Source organism: Saccharothrix sabaoui (assembly GCF_051756985.1).
In the GTDB taxonomy this organism is placed as follows: domain Bacteria; phylum Actinomycetota; class Actinomycetes; order Mycobacteriales; family Pseudonocardiaceae; genus Actinosynnema.
In genome coordinates this window covers 50,998-77,564 of the sequence record NZ_JBPKJK010000022.1, presented here as the reverse complement: position 1 = coordinate 77,564, position 26,567 = coordinate 50,998, and the positions used below count along the sequence as shown (strand labels likewise).

Here is a 26,567-nt window from a genome sequence, read left to right as displayed (position 1 = left end):
TCGCGCACGGTCAGCACCAGCCCGGCGCGGCGGGCGCGGCTGACCAGCTGGATGGAGTGGATGCTGTCGCCGCCGAGCTCGAAGAACCCGTCCTCGGCCCCCACCGGTCGCGGCAGCCGCAGCACCTCGGCGAACAGCTCGCACAGCACGGCCTCGCGGTGGGTGCGCGGCGCACGCCCCGGTGTCGCGGTGACCTCGGGCTCCGGCAGCGCGGCGCGGTCCAGCTTCCCGTTGGCCGACAGGGGCAGCGCGTCGAGGACGACGAACGCCGACGGCACCAGGTAGTCGGGCAGCCGGTCCGCGAGGAACGCGCGGACCGGGTCGCGGTCGAGGGTCGCGCCCGGCGACGGCACGAGGTAGGCGACGAGCCTGCCCCGCCCCGACGCGTCCGCGCGCACCACGACCGCCGCGCGGCTCACGCCCGGGAACCCGCCGAGGACGGCCTCGACCTCACCGGGCTCCACCCGGAACCCGCGCAGCTTCACCTGGTCGTCGCCGCGCCGGACGTAGTGCAGCACCCCGTCCCGCAGGCGCACCAGGTCGCCGGTGCGGTACGCGCGCGAGCCGGGCGGTCCGCCGGGGTCGGCGACGAACCGCTCCGCGGTGAGACCGGGCAGACCCAGGTAGCCCCGGGCCAGTCCCGAGCCGGCGATGTGCAGCTCGCCGACCACACCGGGCGGCACGGGCCGCAGCCGGGCGTCGAGGACCTTCAGCACGACACCGTCGAGCGGGACGCCGATCGGCACCGCGGCCGGGTCCGGGTCGCCGGGTCGGACCGCGTGCGAGCTGGCGAAGGTGGTGGTCTCGGTGGGCCCGTAGCCGTCGACGACGGTCAGGGCGGGGAAGCGGGCGCGCACCCGCCGCACCGCTTCGGCGGGGACCACGTCGCCACCGGTCCACAGCTCGACCACCCCCGCGAGGCACTCCGGCTCCTCGTGGGCGACGAGCTGGAACACGGCGGCGGTGAGCCACAGGGCGGTCACCCGGTGCTCGGCGACGACCACCCGCAGCGTCGCGACGTCCAGCTCGCCGGGCGGTGCCACGACGACCTCGCCGCCCGACAGCAGCGGCACCCAGAGCTCGTACGTGGAGGCGTCGAAGGCCGGCGGCGAGTGCAACAGGACCCTGCGGTGCGCGTCGCCGCGCCAGCGGCTGTCGGCGGCCAGCTCCAGGACGGCGCGGTGGGTGACCGCGACGCCCTTGGGCACACCGGTCGACCCCGAGGTGTGCATCACGTAGGCCAGGGCGTCCGGTCCGGCGGTGAGGTCGACGTGGGCGGCCTCGCGGACGGGGTCGTCCGCGGCGACGGTGATGGCGGGCACGGTGATGGTGGGCAGCCCGAGCAGGTCCGCGACCCCCGCGTGGGCGGGGTCGACCACCACGGCCGCGGCGCCGGTCGACCTCGCCAGGGACCGCACCGCCGCGGGCGGCGCGCCCTCGTGCACGGGGGCGTAGGCGGCCCCCGCGGCCAGCACGCCGAGGAGGGCGACGACGGCCTCCGGCGAGCGGTCCGCGGCCAGCAGGACCCGGTCCTCCGCGCCGACGCCCGCGGCGCGCAGCGCGTGCGCCACGGCCGCGGCCCTCGCGGCCAGGTCGCCGTAGGTGAGCACCCGCGACCCGGCCCGCAGCGCGACCCGGTCCGGGTGGAGCCGGACCCGGGCGTGGAAGGCGGCCGGCAGCGAACGGGCCACCTCGGCGGCGGGGCGGTGCGCGCCCGCCCAGGCCGCGAGCAGCTCGCGGTCCTCGTCCGTGCGCAGGTCCAGGTCGGTGACGGGGCGGTCGGGGTCGGCGGTGGCGGCGGTGACCAGGCGGACCAGGCGCCCGGCCAGGGCGGTGGCGGTGGCCCGGTCGAACAGGTCCGTGGCGTAGCGCAGCACCCCGTCGTACCCGGCGGGCCGCCCGTCCTCGGCCGACCTGCGGGCGAGGGCGAACGCCAGGTCGAACACCGCGGTGCCGGCCCGCACGACCACCGGCGACGCCGTGAGGCCGGGTACCGCGCCGAACGCGTCCGCGGTGGCGTGGTGCTCGCCGTCCTCCTCCACGGTCAGCACCACCTGGCACAGCGGGTGGCGAGCGGTGGACCGCTGCGGTGCCAGCAGGTCCACCAGCCGCTCGAACGGCACGTCCTGGTGGTCGTACGCCTCCAGGTCGGTCGCGCGGACCCTGTCAAGCAGCGCCCCGAACCCCGGGTCGCCCGACAGGTCGGTGCGCAGGACCAGGGTGTTGGCGAAGAACCCCACCAGGTCCTCGACCGCCGCCTCCGACCGGCCGGCCACCGGGACGGCGATCGCGACGTCGGTGCCCGCGCCGTGGCGGGAGAGCAGCGCGGCGACGGCGGCGTGCACGACCATGAACACCGTCACGCCGCGGGCGCGGGCCAGGGCCTCGACGCGGGCGTGCACCCCGGGGTCGAGCGCGAACCCGACAGTGTCGGCCTCGGGTGACCGGACGGCGGCGCGGGGCCGGTCCAGCGGCAGGGCGGTCTCCTCCGGCAGACCCGCCAGCCGTGCCCGCCAGTGCTCGACCTGCGGGGCGAGCGGCGACGTCGGGTCGTCCTCCTCGCCCAGGAGGGCGGCCTCCCGCAGCGCGTGGTCGGCGTACTGCACGGGCAGCGCCCGCCACACCGGTGCGCCGCCGTCCCGCCGGGCGCGGTACGCCGTGACGAGGTCCCGGGAGAGCGGGCCGAGGGACCAGCCGTCGACGGCGATGTGGTGCAGCACGAGCAGCAGCACGTTGTCCACTTCGGACAGCCGGAGGAGCGTCGCCCGCAGCGGCAGGTCGCGCGCCAGGTCGAACGGGACGAGCGCCTCCCGGGTCAGGTCGTGGTCGAGCCGGTCGGGTGTGGTGCCGAGGACGGTCAGCCCGGGCGCGCCGGTCTCCGGGACGAGCTGGTGCGGCCCGTCCGCGTCCTCGGGGAAGGTCGTGCGCAGCACCTCGTGCCTGGCCGCGACGTCGGCCAGCGCGGCGCGCAGGGCGGGCAGGTCCAGGGCGCCGGTCAGGCGGACGGCGACCGGCACGTGGTAGCTCGCGGCGGACCCGCCGAACTGGTGCAGGAACCACATCCGCCGCTGGGCCGCGGACAGCGGGAGCCGCTCCGGGCGGGGGCCGGCGGCCAGGGCGGGTCGGGCCGCGCCCGCGCCGGCCAGGCGCGCGGTGAGCCCGGCGGGGGTGGGCGCGTCGAACAGGTCGCGCACCGACAGGTCGACGCCCAGGGTGGCGCGCACCCGGTTGACCAGCCGGGTCGCGAGGAGCGAGTGGCCGCCCAGCTCGAAGAAACCGCCGTGGGCCCCGACCTCGTCCAGGCCCAGCACCTCGGCGAACAGGCCGCACAGGATCTGCTCGCGCGGGTCCCGCGACCCGCGGTCGGCGGGCGCGGCGGTGCGGGCGGGCGCGGGCAGCGCGGCGCGGTCCAGCTTGCCGTTGGCGGTGAGCGGCAGCGCGTCGAGCACCACCACGGCGGAGGGCACCATGTGCTCGGGCAGCGCGGCGGCCAGGTGCGCCCGCAGGTCGGCCGGGCGCGGCGCGGGTCCGCGCGGCACCGCGTAGGCGACCAGTCGGGGGTCGCCCGGCCGGTCCTCCCGGACCACGGCCGCCGCCGCGGCCACGTCCGGGTGGGTGCCCAGCAGGGCGGCGACCTCGCCGGGCTCGACCCGGAAGCCCCGCAGCTGCACCTGGTCGTCGACGCGGCCGAGGTACTCCAGCTCGCCGTCGGCGGTCCAGCGGGCCAGGTCGCCGGTGCGGTACATGCGGGTGCCCGGCGACCCGTGCGGGTCCGCCACGAAGCGGTGGGCGGTGAGGTCCGGGCGACCGAGGTAGCCGCGGGCGATCCCGGCCCCGGTCACGTACAGCTCGCCCGCCGTCCCCGGCGGCACCGGTTCGAGGGCGGGGCCGAGCACGGCGGTCCCCAGGTGCGGCAGGGGGCGGCCGACGAGGCTGGCCGGCCCGGTGTCGGTCGGTGCGAGGTCCCGGGCGGTGACGTGCACGGTGGTCTCGGTGATCCCGTACATGTTGACCAGGCGGGCCGCCGTGCCGCGGGCCCGCCACCAGGTGGCGAGCCGGTCGAAGGCCAGTGCCTCGCCGCCGAAGACGACCAGCCTGACCGCGAGCCGGCCACCGGCCCCCGCTTCGGCCTCGGCCGCGACCTCGGCCGCGAACTGGTCGAAGGCGGACGGCGTCTGGCTCAGCACCGTCACGCCCTCCTCGGCGACGAGCCGCCGGAAGTCGCCGGGCGAGCGGCTCGTGCCGCGCGGCACGACGACGACCCTGCCGCCGGTGAGCAGCGCGCCCCAGATCTCCCAGACCGAGAAGTCGAACGCGGCGGAGTGGAACCAGGTCCACACGTCGGTGTCGGTGAGCCCGAGGTCGTCGGCGGTGGCGCGGAGCAGGCGGACCACGTTGGCGTGCGGCACGACGACGCCCTTGGGCGTTCCGGTCGAGCCGGAGGTGAAGATGACGTAGGCGGGGTGGTCGGGGTGGGGCCGCACCGGCTCCGCCTCCGCCCCTCCCGGCTCGTCGACCAGCAGTGACGGCAGGTCCCCCGGCAGCAGCGGGCGGGAGGCCGCGTCCGTGACCACCAGGAGCGGGTCGGCCAGGTCGAGCACGGCCGCCAGCCGGGCGGGCGGGTGGTCCAGGTCGAGCGGCAGGTAGGCCGCGCCCGCCTTGAGCACCGCGAGCAGCGCCACCACCAGGTCGGCCGACCGGGGCAGCGCCACCGCCACCACGGCCTCCGGACGGGCGCCGCGGGCGGCGAGCTGCCGGGCCAGCCGGTCGGAGCGGCGGTCCAGCTCGGCGTAGGACAGCCGCGCGGTGCCGTCGGTGACCGCGGTGGCGTCGCCGCGGCGGGCGGCGAGCCGGGCGAACAGCGCGGGCACCACGTCGGGTTCGGCGATCCGCGCGGGCGGGGCGAGCAGGGCGCGGCGCTCGGCCGAGGACAGCAGGTCCACGGTGCTGACGCGGCGGTGCGGATCGTCGGCGGCGCCCCGCAGCAGCAGGAGGAACCGGTCCACCAGCCGCCGTGCCGAGCCGGGGTCGAACAGGTCGTGGGCGAACTCCAGCTCGCCGTCGACCCCGCCGCCGGGCCGTTCGGCCAGGGTGAGCACCAGGTCGAACTTCGCCGAGTCCGACCGGACCGGTTCGGCCACCGCCGCGTGCCCGCCGAAGCGGGCGGGCGGGCCGACGTGCCCGGGGTCGTTGACGGTCAGCACCACCTGGCACAGGGGGTGGCGGGCGGTGGACCTCGGCGGGTTCAGCACCTCGACCAGCCGTTCGAAGGGCACGTCCTGGTGGGCGTAGGCGTCCAGGTCGGTCTCCCGCACGCGGGCCAGGAGGTCCGCGAACGTCGGTTCGCCGCCGGTGTCGACGCGCAGCACCAGGGTGTTGACGAAGAACCCGACGAGGTCTTCGACGGCGGGGTCCACGCGCCCGGCCACCGGGGTCCCGATGGGGACGTCCGTGCCCGCGCCGACCCTGGTGAGCAGGGCGGCCAGGGCGGCGTGCGCGACCATGAACAGCGTGGCGCCGTGGTCGCGGGCCAGCGCGCGCAGCGCCTCGTGGTCCGCGCGGTCCAGGGAGAACGGGACGGTACCGCCGCGGTGGGACGGGGAGGTGGGCCGGGGGCGGTCGGTCGGCAGCGCCGTCTCGGGCGGCAGCCCGGCCAGGACCGAGCGCCAGTGCGCGAGCTGGCTCGCGATCGGGCTGTCCCGGTCGTCCTCGTCCCCGAGGCCCTCCAGCTGCCACAGGGTGTGGTCGGCGTACTGCACCGGCAGCGGCGCCCAGTCGGGGGCCCGCCCGGCGAGGCGGGCGGTGTAGGCGGTGTCGAGGTCGCGCAGCAGGGGCCGCAGCGACCACCCGTCGGCGGCGGCGTGGTGGAGCACCAGCAGCAGGACGTGGCCGTCGCCGCCCGCGTCGACGAGGGCCGTGCGCAGCGGGAGGTCCGCGGCCAGGTCGAACGGCCGGGCCGCCAGGTCCGCGAGCAGGTCCCCCAGGTGGTCCGGGTCGCACGTCCGCACCGCGAGCTCCGGTCGGGCGTCGGCGAGCACCCTCTGGTGCGGGCCGTCGGCGTCGTGGGCGAGGACGGTGCGCAGCGCCTCGTGGCGGGCGGCCACGTCGGCGAGCGCGGCCTCCACGGCGGCGGCGTCGAGCGGCCCGGACAGCCGCAGCGCGGCGGACAGGTGGTAGGCGCCGCCCGCGTCGAGGCGGTCGAGGAACCACAGGCGCTGCTGCGCGGGCGAGGCGGGGACGCGGTCGGGGCGGGGTCGGCGGGTGAGCGGGGGCCGCGCGGCCGACGCGCCGGGCAGGAACGCCGCGAGCGCCGCCGGTGTCGACGCGTCGAACAGCTGCCGCACGCCCAGGTCGACCCCGAGCACGGTGCGCACCCGGCCGACCAGCCGGGTGGCGAGCAGCGAGTGGCCCCCCAGGGCGAAGAACCCGTCGTCCGGGCCGACCGCGGGCACCCCGAGCACCTCCGCGAACAGGTCGCGGAGGGCCGCCTCGCCGGGGGTGCGCGGCGCCCTGTCCACCGGGACGTGCTCGGCGGGGGCCGGCAGCGCGGCGGTGTCGAGCTTGCCGTTCGGCGTGACCGGGAACCCGGCCACGTCGACCACGGCCGCGGGCACGAGGTGCGCGGGCAGCGTCGCCGCCAGCGCGGCGCGCGGGTCCCCGACCGCGTCGGCGTCGCGCACGACGTACCCCACGAGCGAGGGCGCGCCGGTGCGGTCGGGCCGCACCACCACGACGGCCCGCCGCACACCGGGCAGCGCGGCGAGCGCGGCTTCGACCTCGGCGGGTTCCACCCGGGCGCCGCGGACCTTGACCTGGCGGTCGGCGCGGCCGAGGTAGCGCAGCGCGCCGTCGTGGTCGACCCGGACCACGTCGCCCGTGCGGTACATGCGGGCGCCGGGAGGTCCGTCCGGGCAGGCGACGAAGCGCTGCGCGGTCAGGTCCGGGCGGTGCGAGTAGCCGCGGGCCAGGCCCGCGCCCGACACGTACAGCTCGCCCGCGGTGCCGCGCGGCACCGGGCGCAGCCAGGCGTCGAGGACCCGCACGCCGACGCCGTCGACCGGTTCGCCCAGCGGCGGGACGACCGCGCCGCGCAGCGGCCCGCTCATGGTGGCGCACACGGTGGCCTCGGCGGGCCCGTACGCGTTGACCAGCACGTGGTCGGCGGACCACCGCTCGACCAGCGCCGCGGGGCACTCCTCCCCCGCGACCACCAGCACGACCCCGGCGGGCACCTCGTCCCCGGACACGGCGGCGAGCACCGAGGGGGTCAGCGTGACGTGGGTGACGGCGAACCCGGCCAGCGCGCGGGCCAGCGGCGCGCCGGGCGCCAGCCGGTCCCGGTCGAGGAACACCGCGGCGGCCCCGGTCGCCAGGGCGGTCCACAGCTCGGCCACCGCCGCGTCGAAACCGGGTGAGGCCACCTGGAGCACCCGCGACGACGGCCCGATCCCGAGCCGGTCGGCCTGCGCCAGCGCCAGGTTCGGGATGCCCCGGTGCGGGACCACCACGCCCTTGGGCGCGCCGGTGGACCCGGAGGTGAGGATGACGTAGGCCGCCGCGTCCGGCCGGACCTCCACGTCGGGGCCGCGGTCGCGGTGCCCCGCGCGCCCGGCGGCGTCGAGCAGCACGAGCCGGTCGGCCGGCAGCCCTGTCGCGAGCGCGGCGGTGCCGAGCACGAGTGCCGGCCGGGTGTCGGCGAGCACCTGGAGGACACGTGCGGTGGGGTGGTCGGGGTCGACGGGCAGGTAGGCGGCACCCGCTTTGAGGACCGCCAGCACCGCGACGGGGAACAGCTCGCCGCGCGGGAGGACGAGCGCGACGACGTCCTCCGCGCCCAGGCCCCGCCCCACCAGTTCCGCCGCGAGGTGGTTGGCGCGGCCGTCGAGGTCCGCGTAGGACAGGGTGCCGGAGTCGGAGAGCACCGCCGGGGCGTGCGGCGCGGCGGCCACCCGTGCCGCGAACAGGTCGAGCACGGTGCCGCCGGCGCGCGGTGGGGTCGACGCGGGGGGTGCCTGCGGGAGCACGAGCCCGGCCGGTCGGACGCGCTCGCGCCCGGCGATCGCGCGCAGGGTCCGCAGCAGCAGCCCGGCCACGGCGCGGGCCCGTTCGTCGTCGACGGCGTCCGGCCGGGCGTCGAGGCGGAACCCCAGCCGGGGGCCGGGCGTGACGGCGAGGCCCAGCGCGTGGTGCGTCGCGTCGTGCCCGCCGACCGCCTCGATGCGCAACCCGGCGGTCGCGGCCGGTCCCTCGGCGTCGACCGGGTAGTTCTCGAACACCACGGAGGTGTCGAACAGCTCCCCGAGGCCCGCGGCCCGCTGGATGCCGGCGGTGCCCAGGTGGTGGTGGTCCAGCAGCGCGGCCTGGTCGCGGTGCGCCTCGGCGAGCAGGTCGGCGGTGGGGGCGCCGGGGCGCAGCCGGAACCTCACCGGCACGGTCTCGATGAACAGGCCGATCATGTCCCGCGCGCCGGGCAGGTCGGCGGGCCGGCCGGACACGACGGCGCCGAACACGACGTCGGTCCTGCCGGTGAGCGCGCCGAGCACCAGCGCCCAGGCGAGCTGGACCGCGGTGCTGACGGTGACGCCCTCGGCGCGCGCGAGGTCGGTCAGCGCGGCGGTCGTCGGCGCGTCGAGCGCGAACCGCAGGGGGCGGGGCGGTTCGGCGGTGACCACGCCCGGCTCGCCGACGAGCGTCGGCCCGTCGAGGTCCGCGAGCGCGTCGCGCCACGCGGCGGCGGCGGCCTCGGCGTCCTGCTCGGCCCGCCACCGCAGGTAGGCCCGGTAGGGCGGCGCGAGGTCGGGTTCCCGCCCGGCGCAGGCGGCGAGCAGCGCCCGCACGACGAGCGCCGTGGACCAGCCGTCGAGCACGGCGTGGTGGGCGGTGAGCACGAGCCGGTGCCGGTCGACGCCCGTCCTGAGCAGGGCGCCGCGCACCAGCGGCGGGTCGGCCAGGTCGAACGGCGCGGTGCGCTCCTCCTCGGTCACCGCGTCCGCGGCGTTCGCGCGGTCGGGTTCGGGCGTGGCGGTCAGGTCGACCACCCGCCACCTCGCCCCGACCGCCGCGGGCACGGCCGCCACGGGCGTGGACAGGTCGGCGTGCCGCAGGCCCGCCCGCAGGTTGGGGTGCTGGTCGAGCAGGTGGGCGAGCGCGGCGCCCGGCCGCTCGGCGTCCAGCTCCCCCACCAGGTCCAGGTGGACCTGGGTCGTGTAGACGTCGGCGTCGGCGCCCACGGAGGCGCGGTGGAACAGCAGCCCCTCCTGCGTCGGGGTCAGGGGCAGCACGTCCTGCGCGTCGGCGAGCCGGTCGACGTCGGCCTGGGTCAGCCGGACCAGCGGCAGGTCGGACGGGGTGCGCCCGCCCGCGCCCGGCAGCCGCACCAGGGCGGCGAGGCCGTCGAGCACCGCGTGGAACAGCGCGGACAGCTCGGCGACGTCGGTGTCGGACACCAGCCGCGCGGCCCAGGTCCACGTGCTGTCCAGCTCGGGACCGCCCGGCCCGTCGAAGACCACCACGTCCAGGTCGATCTCGTGCGCGAGCGGCAGGTCCTCGTGCGCGCGTCCGCCGACGCCCGCCCACGCGGGCAGCACGTCCCAGTCCCGGCCGCCGTCTGCCGCCAGCCTGCCGAGGTAGTTCACGCCCAGCGGGGGTGTGCCCAGGGGGGCGAGCGCCGCCCGCCCCTCGTCGTCGAGGTGGCGCAGCACGCCGTGGCCGACGCCCCGGCCCGGCACCGCGCGCAGCTGCTCCTTGACGCGCTTGAGCGCGCGGTCGAGCGCCCGCCCGCCCGCGAGGTCGCCGGCGCGCACCGGTCCGGCGTCCAGCCGCACCGGGTGCAGCGAGGTCAGCCAGCCGACGGTGCGGTCCAGGTCGCCGTCCTGCCGGCCGTGGCCCTCCACGTCGACCAGCACCGGGTCGGGGGTGCCGCGCCAGAGCCGCACCGCGACGGCGAACGCGGTGAGCAGCACCTCGTCGACGCCCGCGTGGAAAGCGCGGGCGACGTCCCCCACCAGTGCGGTCGTGGTGGCGGTGGGCAGGCGGTCGCGCCGGCGACCCGCGGTGGCGTGCCGGTCCAGCGCGGGGTCGAGGCGTCGCGGGGGCGCGTCGCGGAGGACGTCGACCCAGTGGGCCAGTTCCGCGCGGTGGGCGGCGGCGCCGGCGTGCAGGTGCTCGGCCCACCGGCGCAGCGCCGTCCGGACCGGGGGCAGCGGTTCCCCCGGGCGGTCGACGGCGACGGCCAGGTCGGGCAGCAGGACGCGCCAGGACACCCCGTCCACGGCGTAGTGGTGGATCGCGAGCAGGAAGGCACCGGGTCGGGCGGGGCCGCGGTCGAAGTGGACCGCCGCGACCACGCGCCCCTCGGACGGGCTCAGCGCGCGCCTCGCCCGGTCCGCCTGCTCCTCGACCACGTCGGCGAACGCGGCGCCGGTCAGGGCGGAGGTGTCCACGGCGACCGGGTCGGGGACGGGCACGCCCGGCGGGCGCACGCGCAGCCCCTCGGGCCCGCCCGTGAGGCGCAGCGCCTCGTGGTGGTCGGCCAGGCGCCGCACCGCCTCGGCCAGGTCGGCGGTCCGGACCCCGGCGGGCGCCCGGACGACCAGGACCTGCGCGAACCCGTCCACCGGGCCGCCGAGCGCCGACAGCCAGCGTTGCATGGGGAACGGGGCCAGCGGGCCGGACGGGGCCGGGGCGGGGCGCGGTGCGGGCTCCGCGGACCTCGCCAGCGCCGCGAGCGCCTCGACGGTGCGCGCCTCGAAGATCTCGCGCGGGGTCAGCGCCAGCCCGGCGCCGCGGGCCAGGCCGACCAGTTGCAGGGACAGGATGCTGTCGCCGCCGAGCGCGAAGAAGCTGTCCTCGGCCGACACCCCCGGCACCCCGAGCACCTCGGAGAACAGGTCGGCGAGCGCCGCCTCGACCGGTGTGGCGGGCGGGCGGCCCGACCGACCGGTCACGACGGGCGCGGGGAGCGCGCGTCGGTCGAGCTTGCCGTTCGGGGTGGTGGGCAGCGCGTCGAGCAGCACCACCGCCGTGGGCGCGGCGTGCTCGGGCAGCCGCGCGGCGGCGTGCGCGACCAGGTCGGCGGGGTCGGGGGCGGCCCCCGGGTCCGGCACGACGTAGGCGACCAGGCGCGGGCTGCCCGGGTGGTCCTCGCGGACCACCACCGCGCAGGCCGCGACGCCGGGGTGCGCGGCGAACACCGCCTGGGCCTCGCCCGGCTCGACGCGGACGCCGCGGATCTTGACCTGGTCGTCCGCGCGCCCGAGGAAGTCCAGTTCCCCGTCCGGGCGCAGGCGGGCGATGTCGCCGGTGCGGTAGAGCCGGGACCCGGGCGGGCCCGCCGGGTCGGCGACGAACCGCTGCGCGGTGAGCGCGGCGCGGCCGTGGTACCCCGTGGCCAGGCAGGCACCCGCCAGGTACAGCTCACCGGGCGTCCCGACGGGCACGGGGCGCAGGGCGGCGTCGAGGACGCGCGCGGTGGTGTTCCGGATGGGGCGCCCGATCGGCACCGGCCCGGTGTCGGCCGGGTCGCAGGCGTGCGCGGTGACGTCCACCGCGGCCTCGGTCGGGCCGTAGAGGTTGTGCAGCGGCACGGGCAGCAGGGCGTACCACCGCGCGCGCAGGTCGGCGGTCAGCTCCTCGCCGCTGCACACGACCCGGCGCAGGCCGGTGCAGTGCCGCGCGCCGGGCACGTCGAGGAAGGCGCGCAGCATCGAGGGCACGAAGTGCGCGATCGTGATCCCCTCGGCGCGGATCAGCTCCGCCAGGTGCTCCGGGTCCCGGTGGCCGCCGGGCCGGGCCACGACGAGCAGTGCGCCCTGGACCAGTGGCCAGAAGAACTCCCAGACCGACACGTCGAAGCCCGCGGGCGTCTTCTGGAGGACCCGGTCGTCGGCCTCCAGCCGGTACTCGTCCTGCATCCACAGGAGCCGGTTGACGATGGCCGAGTGCGGGACGACCACGCCCTTCGGCCGGCCGGTCGACCCGGAGGTGTAGATCATGTAGGCCGGGTCGCCCGGCGCGGGGACGGGCAGGACCACGCCCGGCGCCGGTTCGCCGGCCGGTTCACCGCCGGTCGGTTCACCGCCGCCCGGTTCGCCGCCGGTCGGGTCGACCACCGGCACGGACACCGGCGGCAGGGCGACCGCCGGCGTCGTGACCACCACCGCCGGGCGGGCGTCGTCGAGCAGGAGCGCCACGCGCTCGGCCGGGAGTTCCGGGTCGACCGGCACGTAGGCGGCGCCGGCCTTGAGCACGCCGACGAGGGCGACCACGAGGTCCAGCCCGCGCGGCAGCGCCACGGCGACGAACCGGCCGGGCCCGCCACCCGCCGCGACCACCCGGGCCGCGACGGCCGAGGCGCGGTCGTGCAGCTCGCGGTAGGTCAGGGTGGTGCCGGCGGAGCGGACCGCGGGCGCGTCCGGCGTCCGGGCGCACCGGTCGTCCAGGAGCGCGGTGAGCGTCGTCGGCGGGAGCGGCGCGGTCGGGCCGTCCAGCGCGGCGAGGCGCCGCCTGTCGCCCGGGGCGAGGAGGTCGCCGCGGGCCAGCGGGCGGTCGGGCGCGGAGAGGACCAGGCGCAGCGCCCGCAGCAGCAGGGCGGCCAGGTCGCCGGCGCGCGCCGGCGGCACCAGGTCCGGGCGGTGGTCGAGGCGGAACGAGATCGTCGCGCCGGGCACCACGACCAGGGTCACCGGGTAGTGCGTGGCGTCGTGCCCGCCCACCCCGGTGATCGACAGGCCCGAGGCGGCGGCCAGGTCGTCGAGCGCCCCGCGGTCGTAGGGGTAGTTCTCGAACACGAGCACGGTGTCGAACAGGTCGCCGCCGGCCAGGCGCTGGAGGTCGGCCAGCCCGACGTGGGTGGCCGACGAGCGGTCCGCCTGCTGCCGCTGGAGGGTGGTGAGCAGGTCGGCCGCGGTGCGCGCCGGGTGCGCGTGGACGGGCACCGGGACGGTGTTCGCGAGCAGGCCCACGACGTCCGCGACGCCGGCCAGCTCCGGCGGCCGGCCCGCCACCGCAACGCCGAACGCCACGTCGACCCGGCCCAGCAGGTGCCCGAGCGCGAGCGCCCAGGCGCCCTGCACGACGGTGTTCACGGTGAACCCGCGGGCGCGGGCGAAGGCGACCACCTCGGCGGACCCGGCTTCGCCCAGGTCGAAGCGGACGGCGCGGGGCGGCTCGGTGGACCGGGCCCCGGGCGCCGCCAGCAGCGCGGGTTCGCCGGCGGCGGCCAGCACGGGCCGCCACGCGGCGAGCGCGGCGGCGTGGTCGCGGGTGCCCAGCCAGCGCAGGTGGTCGGCGTGGGTCCGGGCGGGCGGCAGCACGCGGCCCGCGTAGGCGGCGAGCAGGTCCCGCAGCAGGACCGACAGCGACCAGCCGTCCACGAGGAGGTGGTGCAGGGTGAGCAGCAGCCGGCACCGGTCGCCGTCGCCGCGCACCAGGGCGCAGCGGACCAGCGGTGCGGTGTCCGCCGCGAACCCGGTGGCGCGCTCCTGCTCGGCGACCCGGTCGAACCCGGCGGAGACGACCTCCCGCAGCGGTACCCGGACGTCGTCGCGGATCACCTGCACGGGCTCGGCGCGCCCGGCGTGGCGGAACTCCGCCCGCAGGGCCGGGTGCCGGCGCGCCAGCTCGTCCAGCGCGGAGCGCAGCCGGGCGGCGTCCACCGCGCCGTCGACGTCGACGTGGACCTGGATCGTGTAGACGTCGCCGCCCGCGCCCTCGTAGAGGTGGTGGAACAGCAACCCCTCCTGCAACGGCGTGAGGGGCAGGACGTCCTCCACGCCGGGTTCGGCCCGCAGTGCCGGGTCGTCGCGCCCGGCCGGCCCGGCGGCGGCCGGCGGCTCCCCGGTCCCGGCGGCGGTCGGCGGTTCCCCGGCCACGTCGGCGGCCACCGACGCCAGGTCGGCGACGGTCGCGCGGCTGAACACGTCCCGCTCGGACAGCACCAGCCCGCGCTTCCGGGCCGCGGCGACCAGGCGCATGGCCAGGACGCTGTCGCCGCCCAGGGCGAAGAACCCGTCGTCCACGCCCGCGTCCGGCACGCCCAGGACCTCCGCGACCAGGGCGAGCAGCAGTGCCTCGCGCGGCGTGGCGGGTGCGCGGCCGGGACCGGGGGCGGGGAGGTCCGGCGCGGGCAGGGCCCGCCGGTCCAGCTTGCCGTTCGGCGTGGTGGGCAGGGTGTCGAGCACGACGAACGCGGCGGGCACCGCGTGGCCGGGCAGCCGGGCGGCGGCGTGGGCCGCCAGGTCCGCGGGCTCGGCGGCGCCGGTGGTGTAGGCGACGAGCCGGGGCGTTCCGGGGACGTCCTCGCGGAGCACGACGGCCGCCGCGCCGACCGCCGGGTGCGCCCGCAGGACCGCCTCGACCTCGCCCGGCTCGATGCGGAACCCGCGCAGCTTCACCTGGTCGTCGATCCGGCCGAGGAAGGCCAGCTCGCCGGTCGGCAGCCACCGCACCCGGTCGCCCGTGCGGTACATCCGCCGCCCGGACCGGTCGAACGGGTCCGCGACGAACCTCGTCGACGTCAGCGCGCCGCGCGCCAGGTAGCCGCGGGTGACGCCGGCCCCGGCGATGTAGAGCTCACCGGGCACCCCGACCGGCACCGGGCGCAGCCGCTCGTCGAGCACGTGCACCCGGGTCCGCGCCAGCGGGCCGCCGATGGAGGGCAGGTCCCCGCCGCGCACGGGGGCGCTGGTGGACCACACGGTGGTCTCGGTGGGCCCGTACACGTTGAGCACCGACGCGGCGCGCGCGGCGAGCCCGTCCGCGACACCGGCGGGCAGCGCCTCGCCGCCCACGAGCACGCGCAGCCCGTCGACCGCGGCGGGCTCGCTCGCCAGCACCACGTCCCACAGGGTGGGCGTCGCCTGCGCGACCGTGACGCCGCGGCGCTCGACGAGGGCGCGCAGGGCCGCCGGGTCTCGGACGTCGCGCTCCTCCGCGAGGACGACCCGGCCGCCGGAGGTCAGCGGACCGAACAGCTCCAGCACCGAGATGTCGAACCCCACCGTCGTCACCGCCAACCACCGGTCCGACGACGACAAACCCAACCGCACCCGCATGTCACCCAACAGGTTCGCCACGTTCCCCCGCGACACCACCACACCCTTCGGCCGACCCGTCGACCCCGACGTGTAGATCACGTACGCGGCCTGGTCCGGCAGCACGGCCCGGTCCGGCGGCACGGCGCCACCCGGGGTCGGCGCGCCGGTCCCCCGGGACAGCTCCGCCATGACGCCCTCGGTGACCACGAGCGCGGGGGCGGCGTCGGAGTGCAGGAACGCCAGTCGTTCCGCGGGCAGCCCCGCGTCGAGCGGCAGGTAGGCGCCGCCGGCCCGCCAGACCGCGAGGAGCGCCACGACCAGGTCCACCGACCGGGGCAGCACCACCCCGACCACGGACTCGGCGCCCACGCCCCGGGCCCGCAGCCCGGACGCCACCCGCTCCACCCGCCCGAGCAGGTCCCCGTACGTGATCTCGGCCCCGCCGCACACCACGGCCACGGCGGCGGGGTCCTGCGCGAACACCGAGTCCAGGACGTCGGGCGGCGTGCCGGGGACGGCGGTGTCGTTCCACGTCACCCGCAGGAGGTGGGCCTCGTCGGCGTCGAGCAGGTCCAGCTCGCCGATCGGCCGGTCCGGGTGGGCGGCGCCCTGCTCCAGCACGCGCACCAGCCACCGCGCCAGGCGGCGGGCGGTCCCGTCGTCGAAGAGGTCGCGCGCGAACTCCAGGGTGAGCGCCAGCTCCCCGCCCCGGTCCACGAAGGTCGCGGTCAGGTCGAACTTGGCGGTGCCCGTGCCGACGGTGGCGGCCGAGGCGGACAGGCCGGGCAGCGCGTCGAAGGCGCGCAGCGCGGCGTCCTGCTCGACGTTGAGGGCGAGCACCACCTGGAACAGCGGGTGCCGGCCCAGCGACCGCTCGGGGGCGACCTCCTCCACGACGCGCTCGAACGGCACGTGCGCGTGGTCGTAGGCGTCGAGGTCCACGTCCCTGGCGCGGTCCACCAGCTCGGCGAACGAGGGGTCGCCCGAGGTGTCCAGGCGCAGCACCAGCATGTTCAGGAAGACCCCGACGACGTCGTCGACGGCGGGGTCCGGCCTGCCCTCCACGGGTGCCCCGACCGTGACGTCGTCGCCCGCGCCGGTCCGGCTCAGCAGCGCGGCCAGCGCCGCGTGCAGCACCATGAACAGCGTCGCGCCCCGGTCCGACGCGAGCGCGGCCAGCCGTCGCCGCAGCGGGGCGGGTACCGCGGCGGTGACCTCGCCACCGCGGTACGAGGCCACCGCCGGGCGGGCCCGGTCGGCGGGCAGCGCGAGTTCGGCGGGCAGGTCCGCGAGGCGGTCCCGCCACCACCCCGGCCCCCCGTCCGCGTCGGTCGCGGCCAGTTCGTGCTGCCAGAGCGCGTAGTCGGCGTACTGCACGGGCAGGGGCCGCCAGTCGGGCGCCCGCCCCTCGGTGGCGGCGGTGTAGGCGGCCACCAGCTCGTGGGTCAGCACGGTCAGCGACCGCTCGTCCCCCGCGATGTGGTGCAGGACCAGCAGGAGCACGTGCGCGCCGCCGGGCTCGGTCAGCAGCCAGGCGCGCAGCGGCAGGTCCGCGGCGAGGTCGAACGGGCGGCGGACCAGGTCCGCGGGGGCTTCGCCCGGTCCCGGGTCCGCCACGGCGAACCGGGGCTGCGCGAGCACCACCTGGTGCGGTCCCCCGGCGTCCTCCGCGATGACGGTGCGCAGCGCCTCGTGGCGGTCGAGCACCAGGCGCAGCGCGGTGCCCAGCGCGGCGCGGTCGAGGTCGCCGGTCAGCCGCACGGCCACCGGGACGTGGTAGGCGGCCCGGTCGGCGGTGAGGCGGTCGAGGACCCACAGCCTGCGCTGCGAGGAGGACAGCGGCACCCTCGTGCCCGGGGTGCGGGGCGTGATCGGCGGCCTGCCGGTGGCAGTGGGGGCGAGGCGGGCGGCCAGCGCGGCCACCGTCGGCGCGTCGAACACCTCCCGCAGGCCCAGCTCCGCCCCGAACACCGCGCGCACCCGGCCGACGAGCCGCAGCGCCAGCAGGGAGTGGCCGCCGGCGGCGAAGAAGTCGTCGTCGGCCGACACCGCGGGCACACCGAGCACCTCGCGGAACAGGCCGGCCAGCGCCTCCTCGCGCGGTGTGGCCGGCGCGCGGCCCGTGCCCGCGGCGCGCTCGGGCGCGGGCAGCGCGGCCCGGTCCACCTTCCCGTTGGGGGTGAGCGGGAACGCGTCGAGCACCACCAGCGCGCTGGGCACCAGGTAGTCCGGCAGGACCGCGGCGACGTGCGCGCGCACCTCCGCGGCGGACACCGGCGCGGTCGCGGTGAGGTAGCCGACCAGGCGCCGGTCGCCGGGCCGGTCCTCGCGGACCACCACGTGCGCCGCGCCCACGGCGGGGTGCCCGGCCAGCACGGCGGCCACCTCGCCCGGCTCGATGCGGAAGCCGCGCAGCTTGACCTGGTCGTCGGCGCGGCCGAGGAACTCCAGCACTCCCCCGTCGGTCCAGCGCACCAGGTCGCCGGTCCGGTACGCCCGGCTCCCGGCGGGGCCGTGCGGGTCGGGGACGAAGCGCTCGGCGGTGTACCCCGGTCGGCCCCGGTAGCCGCGCGCGAGGCCCTCCCCGGCGAGGTACAGCTCGCCGGGCGCGCCGGGCGGGACCAGTCCCAGTCGGGTGTCGAGGACGCGCACGCGCACGCCGTCGAGCGGCAGTCCGATCGGGACGGTGCCCGAAGGGCCGGAGAGGGGTGCGGCGGGGGGCACGGTGTGCTTCAGCGCGAACGTCGTGGCCTCGGTCGGACCGTAGCCGTTGACGACGGTCAGGTCCGGGCAGGCCGACAGGACGCGCCGGACCGCCCCCGCCGGGACCGCCTCGCCGCCCGCCCACACCTCGCGGGCGCCGGCGAACGCGGCCGGGTCCTGCTCGGCGATCAGCTGGAACAGGGCGCTGGTGAGGAACATCCCGGTCACCCGGTGCTCGGCGACGGCCCCGGCGAGACCGGCGGCCGTGAGCTGCCCCGGCGGGGCGAGCACGACCCGGCCGCCGTTGAGCAGCGGGACCCACAGCTCGTAGGTGGCCGCGTCGAAGGTGTGCGGGGAGTGCAGCAGGACGCGGTCGTGCGCGCCGCCGCGGAACGCGCCGTCGAGGGCCAGCGCGACCACGTCGGCGTGGGTGACGGCGACGCCCTTGGGCTCGCCGGTCGACCCGGAGGTGTGGATGACGTAGGCGAGCCGGTCGGGATGCCCGCCGGTGGGGCGGGGACCCGGGTCCCCGGCCTCCTCGCGCGGGTCGTCCGCGGCGACCACCGGCGCGTCGAGGCCCGCGGCCTCGGCCGCGGTGGCCGCGTCGGCGACCACCGCCACGACGTCCCGGGCGAGCCGCCGTTGGTACGCGGCCGGGCTGCCCGCGCGCAGCGGCAGGTACGCCGCGCCCGACTTGGCCACCGCGAGGGTCGCGACGACCAGGTGGGCCGACCGGTCGAGCAGCAGCGCCACCGAGCGCTCCGGGCCCGCGCCCGCGGCGCGCAACCGTGCGGCGAGGCGGTCGGAGGCGGCGTCGAGTTCGGCGTAGGTCAGCGACCCGCCGGACCAGGCGACCGCGGTCGCGTCCGGCAGGCGGCGGGCCACCGCGCGGAAGTGGTCCGGCAGGTCCGCGCGCCCGGCCGGGGCCGGTGCGCCGCTGCCGAGGTCGAGCAGGCGTTCCCGCTCGCCGGGGAGGAGCGGTTCCGCCCGGCCGACCGGGGCGTCGGGTGCCGCGAGCAGCGCGCGCAGGAACCCGAGGAAGCGGTCCAGGTGGGCGGCGGCCTCGGCGGGGCTGTGGAGCCGGTGGTTGGCGTCGAGCACGACCCGCACGCCGCCGGGCGCGCCGGGAGAGCCGAAGAAGGTGACGGCGACGTCCGCGACCGGCGGCGTGGACAGCTGCACCGGCCGGGCCTCGTGCCCGGCGAACCGGGGCGTCATGTCGAACGACAGGATGTTGACGAGCACCCGGGCCGGCGCGTCGCCGCCGCGCTCGCGGCGCAGGTCCTCGCCGCGGTGGCGCTGGTGCCGCGCGGCCGACGCGAGGGCCGCGGCGGTGCGGGTGACGACGTAGGCGAACGGGTCGGACGGGCGCACCGCCGTCCGCACCGGCAGCTCGTTGGCCAGCATGCCGGGCGTGTTCAGCGCGGTCCGGGTGAGCCTGCCGGTGAACGGCACGGCCAGGGAGACGTCGTGCGCGCCGGTGAGGCGGTGGACGTACGCGGCCACGGCGGCGGTGAGCACGGCGGACGTGCGGGCGCCGCACCGCGTCGCCACCTCCGCCAGCCGCGCCTCCTCCTCGGCGGAGAGCCGGGCGCGGTGGCGCACCGGGCTCGACGACGGCGCGGCGGTGCGACCGCCGAGACCGGTGGGCGCGGGTTCGCCCGCCAGGGCCGTCGCCCAGTACTCGCGGTCGCGCTCGGCGCGCGCCGACCGGCGGTAGGCGTCCTCCTCCTCCACGAGGGCGGCGGGCGGGTGGAACGACGCGGGCGGCGGCGACGCGTTCCCGACCAGCGCCGTGTAGACCTCCGCGAGCCTGCGCCAGTACAGGGCCTGCCCGAAGCCGTCGACGGCGATGTGGTGGCAGCGGAAGTAGTACAGGTGCCGGTCGGGGGCGAGGCGCAGCAGCGCGTGCGCGGCGACCGGCCCGCGCGCCAGGTCCACCACCCGGTCCAGGTCGGCCCGCATGTGCGCGACGGCGGCGGCTTCGTCGGCGGCGTGGACGACCGGGACGGGCACCGGTCCCGCGGGAACCTCCTCCTGCCACACCCCGTCGGCGTCGGCGACGAACCTGGCGCGCAGCGCCGGGCACTCGGCGACGGTCGCGGTGACCGCCCGCCGGAACAGCTCCGGGTCGACCGGGCCGTCGATGTCGAGGTAGAAGCCGATGGTGTAGGCCGTGTCGGCGGGCGCCAGCTGCTGGGCGGCCCACACCTCCGCCTGGGCCGCGGTCAGGGCGTGTCGAGCGGTCAGGGCGTGTCGAGACGTGCCGGTGCTGGGCATCCCGCTCCCGTCGCTCAGTCGGACGCGGGGCCGGACGCGGGGCCGAACAGCTCCCGCTCCAGCAGTGCGGCCAGTTCTTCGAGGGTGGGGTGCTCCCACAGCGCGTCGTCGGCGAGCACGACGCCCAGGTCGTCCTCGACCTCGGCGGCCAGGGCGATGGCGGTCACCGAGTCCAGGCCGTACTCCGCCAGCGGCACGGCCGGGTCGAGCCCGGCGGGCGGGACCTTCACGTGGGGTGACACGACGGCGGTGAGCCGGTCCAGCAGCTGCTCCGCCGAGATCGGGCCGGACGGCCGTCGGGCGCCGGTGGTCGTCATGCCCCCTCCCCGGAGTCCCCGCGGGCCAGGTACCGCTCCCGCATGAGCGAGCGCTGGATCTTGCCGCTGCTGGTGCGCGGGACGCCGCCGGGCGGCACCAGCACGATGTCCGAGGCGGACACGCCGAACTCCCGCGCGACCGTCGTCTTCATGGCGACGGCGAGCGCGGCCAGCCGTTCCGGGTCCGTCTCCCGGGCCTCGTGGGCGACGACCAGCTCGTCCGGTCCCGGCTCGCCCTCGGTGGTCCCGCCGGCCGGCACGCAGAAGGCCGCGCCCACGTTGCCCAGCTCGGGGTGGCGCGCCCGCAGCTCGTGCTCGATGTCCTGCGGGTAGAGGTTGCGGCCCCGCACGATCAGCACCTCCTTGAGCCGTCCGATGACGTACAGCTCGCCGTCGTGGTGCACGCCGAGGTCGCCGGTCCGCAGGAACTCGGTCGGGTCGTCCGGGCTGGTGGCGCGGAAGACGCGGGCGGTCTCCGCCTCGTTGAGCCAGTAGCCGCCCGCGACGCTGTCGCCGCGCAGCCAGATCTCGCCCACCCGGTTCGGCGGGAGCGGCGCGCCGGTGTCGGGGTCGACCACGCGCACCTCGGCCGCGGAGACCGGGGCGCCGCAGCTGACCACGGACCGCGCGGGCGCGCCGGGCCGGGCGGGGGTGAACTCGCCCCGGCCCAGGGCGACGTCGTCCACGCGCAGGACCTGCGGCGCGCGGTCGGCGGTCGCCGAGGTGAACACCGTCGACTCGGCCAGGCCGTAGAGCGGGACGAACGACCGCTCGCGGAAGCCGGCGGCGGCGAAGCGCTTGGCGAAGTCGGTCATGGTGGCCATGCGCACCGGTTCGGAGGCGTTGATCGCGTACTCCCAGCCGGACAGGTCCAGTTCGGCCACCCGCTCGGGGTCCACGCGGCGCACGCACAGGTCGTAGGCGAAGTTCGGCGCCGCCGAGCAGGTGATGCCGTAGCGGCCGATGGCGTCGAGCCAGGACCACGGGTCCCGGATGAACGCGGGCGGGGTCATCAGCACGTCCGCGGTCCCCGCCAGCAGGGCCGGGACGAGCTGCATGATCAGGCCCATGTCGTGGAACATCGGTATCCAGCCGCCGAAGCGCGGCGGGGTGCTCCAGCCCAGCGCGGCGCCGAACGCGTGCGCGTTCGCCAGCAGGTGGCCGTGGCGCACCACGACGCCCTTGGGCGAGCCGGTCGAGCCGGAGGTGTACTGGAGCAGCGCCAGGGAGTCCTGGTCGGTGCGCACCGGCCGCCAGTCCGCGGGGTCCGCGTACCCCCCGGCGTCCGTGACGGTGATGTCCACTTCGGACAGGTGCAGCTCGGCGACCCAGTCGCGCACCGCCCTCGCGCTCTCCGAGTCGGTCAGCGCGAGGCGGACCCCGGCGTCGGCCGCCACGGACCCGGCCCGGCGGCGCTGGACCTGCGAGCCCCCGGGCGGGGGGACGACCACCGCGGCGACGCCGGCGTAGAGGCAGCCGAGGAACGCCGCGACGAAGTGCCGGTTGACCGGGTACAGCAGCATCACCCGGTCGCCGGGCGCGCACCGCTCGCGCAGGTGGGCCGCGACGGTGGCGGCCCGCTGGTGCAGCTCTCCGTAAGTCCACGAGGCGGACGGCCCGTCGGGGCCGCTGCCCAGCACGTCCACCACGGCGAGGGCCCCGGGGTCGCGCTCGACGTGCCCGAGCACCACCTCCGCCACCCCCGTGCCTCCCCTGATCCACTCGCGCACCCGCGCACCGCCTTCCGCCCCGGACCCAGAGTGGCCGAGCTTAGGCGGGAAACGCGCCCGGAAAAGTGCCGGCGAAGACCTTTCAAGGAGGGCTTAACAAGCCAGGAAAACAGGGAACCCGCAGCTCAAGGTCAGTGCGGAAAATACCCGGCGCGCCATTCGCGCGGACGTTAAGCCGTCGCTGAAAATCCACCGGCGCGCTTGACCGCCCCAATGCCGCGACCAGACAGTGGCACCCATGTCCAGTCCACCGCAGGACTTGGCCCGGTTCGTCAGCCGGGACAGCAGGCCGGACCCGTACCCGGTGCTGCGCCGCCTGCGGGAAGCGGGCCCGTTCACCACCGACGACGGCGTCGTCCCCGTCAGCGGCTACCACGACTGCCGGACCCTGCTGCGCCACCCGGCGATGAGCAGCGAGCGCGAGCGCGCCCGCCAGTCGCCCACGCGCCGCGGTCCGCGCACGCGCAACTTCCTGCACCTGGACCCGCCGGACCACACCCGGTTGCGCGGGCTGGTCGCCAAGGCGTTCTCCCCCAAGGTGGTGCAGGCCCTGCGTCCGCGGATCAGGGAGCTGGCCCACGGCCTGCTCGACGAGGCCGCCGACCGCGGCACCTTCGACGTGGTGGCCGACTTCGCGCACCCGCTGCCGGTGCGGGTGATCTGCGAGCTGCTGGGCGTGCCCTACGCCGACCGCCGCGACTTCCTCCGGTGGTCGGCCCACCTGTCCGCCGCGCTGGAACCGCCGCTGCCCGGCCTGCGCACCCCCGAGGTCGGCGCGGAGGCGGCCCGGGCGCGGGCGGCGTTCGTCGCCTACTTCCGCGACCTGCTGCGCCGGCGCCGCGACGAGCCGGGCGACGACCTGGTGTCCGGCCTGCTGAGGGTCGAGCAGGAGAGCGACCGGCTCAGCGAGAGCGAGCTGCTGGCCACCTGCGTGATGCTGGTCAACGCGGGCCACGAGACGACCGTCAACCTCATCGCCAACGGTGTCCTGGCCCTGCTGCGCCACCCCGCGCAGCTGGCCGAGGTGCGCGACGACCCGGAGCTGGCGTGGGCCGCGGTGGAGGAGGTCCTGCGGCACGACGCGCCGGTGCAGCTGGTCACCCGGGTCGCGACCGCGCCGCTGTCGGTCGGCGGCGCCCCGGTCGAGACCGGCGACCTCGTGCTGGTGCTCCTCGCCGCGGCCAACCGGGACCCGGCGGCGTACCCCGACCCGGACCGGTTCGACCTCCGGCGGGACCGGTCCACGCCGTCCCTCGCGTTCGCCGGGGGCCCGCACTTCTGCCTGGGCGCGGGCCTGGCCCGGTTGGAGGCGGCGATCGCGTTCGAGCTGTTCGCGGACCGCGTCGTGGCCCCCCGGCAGGCCCGGGACACCGTGGAGTACAAGCCGAACGTCACCCTCCGCGGGCCGCGCGCGCTCGACGTGGAGTTCGACGCCATCCGCCCCGCGCGCCCCGAGCCGGGAGTGGGACGTGCGAGCCGAAGATCCGGCTGACGACATCGGGCGGCAGTTCGCCACCTGGGTCTCCGGCCCCGGTTTCACCTGCCTGGCCGCCAGGGCGGCGCTGCGCCGCGGCACCCTGACCCTGCGGGTGTACGGGGACCTGACGTCGGCGGCCGACGACGAGCGCCTGCACGCCGACCTGGTCGACTTCGCCGCGGGCATCCCGGACGAGCGGACGGCCCTGGCCGCGTTCTGCGCGGTGTTCCGCGCACCGGGGCGCGGCTCGGAGGAGGCGTTCGAGCGGGACCTGTGGGAGCGGCTGACCGCCCTGCGGCGGGTCGACGCGCGCGAGTTCGGCTGGGCGGGCGACGTGTCCTCCGACCCGGGGTCGCCGCACTTCGGCTTCAGCGTCGCCGAGCACCCGTTCTTCGTCGCGGGCCTGCACCCCGGCGCGTCCCGGGTCTCCCGCCGCTTCGCCTACCCGACCCTGGTGTTCAACTCGCACCGGCAGTTCCGCCGGCTCAGGCAGACCGGGGCGTACGCGGGGTTCCAGCGGCGCATCCGCGCGCTGGAGGTCGCGTTGCAGGGCGGGATCAACCCCATGCTGAGCGAGCACGGCACGGCCTCCGAGGCCGGGCAGTACTCGGGCCGGGTCGTCGGACCGGAGTGGCGCTGCCCGTTCCGGTCCGACGACTGAGCCGACGACCCGCCCGGGTCAGGCCGCGCCCCACACGTCGGGGAACAGCCGCTTGGCCGCGGCGCGCCACAGGTAGGCGGGGCCGTCGGAGCCGCCGGTGCCCCGCCGCCCGCCGAGGAAGCGCTCGGCGAGCCCGGCGTGCCTGGCCCGCCACACCACGAAGGCCTCGTCGAAGTCCAGCAGCGCCGCGCGGACCCGGGCGACGCCGGGGTCCGCGTGCCCGCGGTGCTTCACCAACCCCTCGTAGGCGTCGGCGACCGACTGCTCCGTCAGCCGTCGCCGCAACCGGTCGCGCTCGGCCTCGCTGAAGCCCTTGGTGGTCAGGGCCCGGGTGTCGCGCAGGCCGCAGGCGTACTCGATCTCGCGGAACTGCGCGGACTGGATGCCGCTGGCCGAGCCGAGCGCGGTGCGGATGCCCTCGAAGTCGGCGGGCGTGAGCGTGGTGAGCGCGTCGAACTGGGCCACCAGGACGCGCACCACCGAGGGCAGCCGCTCCAGCCAGCCGGCCGCCGCGTCCGCCTCGCCGTCGCGCAGGGCGCGCGCCGCGGCGTCGAGGTGCCGCAGCACCAGGGCGAACCACAGCTCGCACGCCTGGTGGGTCACCAGGAAGAACATCCGTTCCGGCGAGCCCTCGTGCACGTGGGCGGACGCCAGCAGCGGCTCCAGCCGGAGGATGTCGCCGTACACCTGGTCGGTTTGCGGTGCGTCGGGCATGTCTTCCCGTCCCCGTCCGTGTGGAGAGTCAGTTCAAGCGGGCCGAGACGGCGTCCTTGAGGACGAGCCGCCCGTCCGTGAAGCAGAGCCGGTGCACCGGGATGTCCGACTCGAAGAGGTCGCCGTCGCGCGTGCGGTAGTGCTCGCACCGGGAACCGGGGGGCGCGGGCGGGCCGGCCACCTCGGTCACGGCCACCTGGCGCGCGGGCAGGAGCCCCGCGACGTCCGCGCGCGCCTGCCCGAGCGCGAGGCCGTCGAAGGTCCCGGGGGCGAGGACCGTGTCGTCGGTGGTGTCGGCGAAGTAGGCCATCATCAGGCTGAGCAGCACCACGACGGCGGCCAGCGGCGGCACCACGGCCGCGGCCAGGCCGCGGCTCCGGCGAGCCGGGGCGTCGCCCGGCGGCGGCGCCTTCGGCAGGTCGCGCCCGGTGCGCGGGAACCGGGCGCGGACGACGAACCCGCCGTCCCGGGCGCCGGAGTCGAAGGCGCCGCCGAGCCCGGCGGTGTGCTCGGCGAGGGCGGCCAACCCGCTGCCGCTGCCGCGCACGCGGTCCGGTCGCCCCGCGGGCGGCGCACCGGTGTGGACGGTGACGTCCGTGCCGTCGACGGCGGTGCGCAGCCGCACCCGCACCCGGGCCCCCGGCGCGTGCTTGCCGGCGTTGGTGAGCGCTTCGCGCACCACCAGGCGCACGGCCTGCTCCACCGGTTCCGGCGGCTGCTCCGCGCCGTCCCGGCGCAGCTCGACCGCCATGCCCGCCCGGCGCGCGGCGTCGACCATGGTCGCCACGTCGTCGGGCACCGGCGCGCGGGCCGCCACGTCGTCGGTGCCGTCGTCGGTGCCGCCGTCCGCGCGCAGCACGCCGATCACGTCGTGCAGGCGCTCGACCGCGCCCTGCGCCACCTCGCGCAGTTCGCGCGCCAGCTCGCGCACCCGGTCGTCCCGGGTGCCCGCCACCTCCAGCAGGCCCACGCGCATGGCGAGCAGGCTCAGGTCGTGGCCGAGCTGGTCGTGCATGTCCTGGGCGATGCGCCACCGCTCGCGCAGCCGGGCGCGCTCGGCGACCTCGCGCTGCCTGCGCTCCAGGTCCACCGCCCGCTGCCAGCCCGCGGCGACCAGGTCGCCCTGCACGCGCCGGTGGCGGCCGATCAGCCAGGGGGTGATGGACAGCGTCAGCAGCGGCACGGTGCGCAGCGCGGTCCCGGCGTCGGGCAGGACGAGCAGCGTCGCGGTGCCCGCCACGACGATCCCGGCGAAGGTGTAGAGCGCCCGCCGCTCACGGGCGTCGTGCCTGCCGACCAGGTAGGACAGTGCGAACAGGGCGGGGAGGAACCAGGCGTCGAGCACGCTCAGCGCGGCGACCGCGCCCAGCGCCGCCGGCGGCAGCGCGCGGACCAGCACGACGGCGGCGGCCAGCGGCACCAGGGCGGCGACCCGCCACTCCCAGGGCAGCGCCACCGGCCCGATCGGCGAGCCGAGCAGCACCAAGGCCGACAGCAGCGCCCAGAGCACCGCGTCGGCGACCGCTGCCCGTCGATCCCGGTACCGCGCGGCGACTCCGATCACGGGCCCGACCCTACCGGCCCCCGGTCCGGGAACCGTGCACGCTGTGCGACCATGCAGCCGCACCGGGTCAGCGCGGGAAATCGGGG

General features: G+C 77.7%; 7 protein-coding genes. 2 read left to right on the top strand and 5 right to left on the bottom strand.

The genetic code is table 11. From position 1 onward, the window contains the following. The 3 genes from ACR807_RS09540 to ACR807_RS09530 all read right to left on the bottom strand — a co-directional run. Positions 1–20,018: non-ribosomal peptide synthase/polyketide synthase (locus tag ACR807_RS09540; RefSeq protein ID WP_438920863.1), on the bottom strand; the 20,018-nt coding region annotated here is incomplete at its 3' end. Positions 20,019–20,032: 14 nt separating this feature from the next. Next, positions 20,033–20,335: an acyl carrier protein gene (locus tag ACR807_RS09535; RefSeq protein ID WP_438920862.1), complete on the bottom strand. Its 303-nt coding sequence runs from the start codon at positions 20,333–20,335 to the stop codon at positions 20,033–20,035. Beyond that, on the bottom strand, positions 20,332–22,065 hold the full coding sequence (locus ACR807_RS09530) for a fatty acyl-AMP ligase (RefSeq protein ID WP_438920861.1): 1,734 nt from the start codon (positions 22,063–22,065) through the stop codon (positions 20,332–20,334). Before ACR807_RS09530 ends, ACR807_RS09535 begins: the two co-directional genes overlap by 4 nt. 238 nt (positions 22,066–22,303) lie before the next feature. On the opposite strand from ACR807_RS09530, the gene ACR807_RS09525 reads away from it, so the two are divergent. Both ACR807_RS09525 and gntA read left to right on the top strand, forming a co-directional pair. After that, the gene (locus tag ACR807_RS09525) at positions 22,304–23,557 is read left to right on the top strand and encodes a cytochrome P450 (protein ID WP_438920860.1); all 1,254 of its coding nucleotides are present in this window, start codon (positions 22,304–22,306) and stop codon (positions 23,555–23,557) included. Beyond that, positions 23,535–24,203 (top strand): guanitoxin biosynthesis heme-dependent pre-guanitoxin N-hydroxylase GntA, encoded by a 669-nt coding sequence (gene gntA / locus ACR807_RS09520; protein WP_438920859.1) that lies wholly within the window; start codon positions 23,535–23,537, stop codon positions 24,201–24,203. The genes ACR807_RS09525 and gntA overlap by 23 nt, the downstream gene beginning before the upstream one ends. Positions 24,204–24,221: 18 nt before the next feature. Here gntA and ACR807_RS09515 read toward each other — a convergent pair whose 3' ends face one another. Both ACR807_RS09515 and ACR807_RS09510 read right to left on the bottom strand, forming a co-directional pair. Further along, the gene (locus ACR807_RS09515) at positions 24,222–24,917 is read right to left on the bottom strand and encodes a tryptophan 2,3-dioxygenase family protein (RefSeq protein ID WP_438920858.1); all 696 of its coding nucleotides are present in this window, start codon (positions 24,915–24,917) and stop codon (positions 24,222–24,224) included. Between the two features lie 28 nt (positions 24,918–24,945). Next, complete coding sequence (locus tag ACR807_RS09510; protein ID WP_438920857.1) at positions 24,946–26,481, bottom strand: sensor histidine kinase; 1,536 nt, start codon at positions 26,479–26,481, stop codon at positions 24,946–24,948. Positions 26,482–26,567: the final 86 nt, after the last annotated feature.

Bases quoted from the DNA above. Each gene is read 5' to 3' on its own strand.
- ACR807_RS09535 (WP_438920862.1), bottom strand. From the start codon at position 20,335: ATGACGACCACCGGCGCCCGACGGCCGTCCGGCCCGATCTCGGCGGAG.
- ACR807_RS09525 (WP_438920860.1), top strand. From the start codon at position 22,304: ATGTCCAGTCCACCGCAGGACTTGGCCCGGTTCGTCAGCCGGGACAGC.
- ACR807_RS09515 (WP_438920858.1), bottom strand. From the start codon at position 24,917: ATGCCCGACGCACCGCAAACCGACCAGGTGTACGGCGACATCCTCCGG.